This window comes from Aurantimonas sp. E1-2-R+4 (assembly GCF_036549515.1).
GTDB lineage: Bacteria > Pseudomonadota > Alphaproteobacteria > Rhizobiales > Rhizobiaceae > Aurantimonas > Aurantimonas coralicida_A.
In genome coordinates this window covers 1-1,741 of record NZ_JAZHLK010000125.1, presented here as the reverse complement: position 1 = coordinate 1,741, position 1,741 = coordinate 1, and the positions used below count along the sequence as shown (strand labels likewise).

Sequence of the window (1,741 nt, the reverse complement as noted above, 5' to 3'; positions counted from 1 at the left end):
CTCGACTTTGGCCATTCACGCCGGGTAGCACGCGGCGGCAGTGATGCGTTCAAAGAAGCTGCGAGGAATTTCGAGGGGGTCCCGGTGATCCCGGGACGTTTCAAAAGTCTCTGAGACCCACAACTGGCGACGCACGGTGGCGAGCGCGTCGCTGAACGTGATCTGCCGCTTGCGATACCAGGCGGCCTGCCGTGGCATGGGATCGTTGCCGAGCGCTTCACCGGCCCACAGCGTGACGAGTGAGAACAATCCGAGCAGAGTCGGCGTGGTTCGGGCAATGGCCTTGTCCGACCACTGGCGCTGGCTTTCCACACCGAGGTGACGGCGCACCTCGGCAAAGGTCACCTCGAGTGACCAGCGCCGCACGAACCAGCCCAGCACGGCGTGCGGATCGACATCGAGATCGGTGCACAGGAAGGCTTGCGGCTCGAACTCTCCCGCGGCATCGCGCACCAGAACCCAGCGGATCGGCACCGACTTTCCGGGGTGATACCAAAGCGCCGTGCCGGAGGCGATGTCGACGAGGCGGTCACCGCCGCCATACCATCCGGTGATCATGACCCGTCGCCATGCGGTGGCGGGGCTTTTCAGGCGCTCGGCCAAATTCGGCTGGCGGGCGCCGGCCACTCGCGGTCGACCCATCTGACCCGGTTGGCGTGGCGGCGGCGGATCGAAGAGCCGCGCATCGAACCGCAATCGGGTGATCATGGTCACGTGGTGGCGCACGGCCTGGAGCAGATCGATGGCGGCATAGCTTGTGTCGGCGACGGCGATGACCCTTCGCTCCGGCAGCCAGCGGGCGACGAGGATGAGAAGTTGGCGCGCCCAATCCGTCAATGGCTTGTGCCGGCGGCCGCGCTCGCGGGCATAGCGCTCGGACGGCGCCAGCGCGGTCAGGAACGGCAGGGCCCAGACCCTTCCGGCGAAGGGGATTGGGGCAAGCAACATGACGCTGATCCAGCGCAGGCCGCTGGCCTTGACGAAATGGCCATGGCTGGAGCGGACCGGATCACGATAGATGCCGCGGGCCTTGATCCGAGGCCCCCAGCGGCGCTCGATGGTCTCGTCGATCCCGATCACGACGGGCCCGTCAGGCACGAACGCGGCAACCAGCAGAGTGAGCAAGCGCTGCGCCAGGGCGCGGGGTGGCCAGCGATTGCGGTTGAGGACGCGATGGAAGTTGGTGAAGCTCGGCGTTTCCCGCATGCCCATGATGCTGAGCGCCGCGGCGACAGTACGCCGACCGGGCGAGAGAATGGCGCCGGCGACGAGCGTGAGCACGTGCTGGAAGGTAGGCCGGGTGAAAAAGACGGAAAACGGCGCCATCCACTGCGCCAGGATAGCTGGATGAGCGGAGGTTGGCATGGTATCGGCTCCCGATGGTAAGTCCCATGGGGAATCCGGCTGCGGGCGAAAGGATTCACGATGCCTGCGGCCGATGTCATGCGGGCTCGCATCGAGGCGTTTCAATGGCCGCGCGGCGGTATCGCGGTCACGTGCGCCGGAAGCGGCTATTCGCTGCGAAGCGCTCGCACCGGCCAGCCGGTCGCGCGGCTCAATCCAACCGGTGAAGAGGACAAAGTCCAGGTGCTGTGGTGGAACGGCGAGCGTTGGGGCGCGTCCGGACCATTCGGCATCGCCACGATGCCGCTCGACAAGGCTCTCGACTATATCGCCGCCGAGCCGGATTTCTGGATCCACGCTTGAGCGAAAACCCGCTCAAAATGGCCAAAGTCGAGCT

Annotated in this window: 2 protein-coding genes; one reads left to right on the top strand and one right to left on the bottom strand. The window is 66.0% G+C overall.

What is annotated here, in order from left to right; genetic code table 11:
- Positions 1-15: 15 nt before the first annotated feature.
- Positions 16-1,365 carry an IS701 family transposase gene (locus VQ045_RS21630; protein ID WP_442879933.1) on the bottom strand — a complete coding sequence of 450 codons (1,350 nt, stop codon included), beginning with the start codon at positions 1,363-1,365 and terminating at the stop codon, positions 16-18.
- A 60-nt stretch (positions 1,366-1,425) separates the two neighbouring features.
- On the opposite strand from VQ045_RS21630, the gene VQ045_RS21625 reads away from it, so the two are divergent.
- The gene (locus VQ045_RS21625; RefSeq protein WP_331831592.1) at positions 1,426-1,707 is read left to right on the top strand and encodes a hypothetical protein; all 282 of its coding nucleotides are present in this window, start codon (positions 1,426-1,428) and stop codon (positions 1,705-1,707) included.
- Positions 1,708-1,741: the final 34 nt, after the last annotated feature.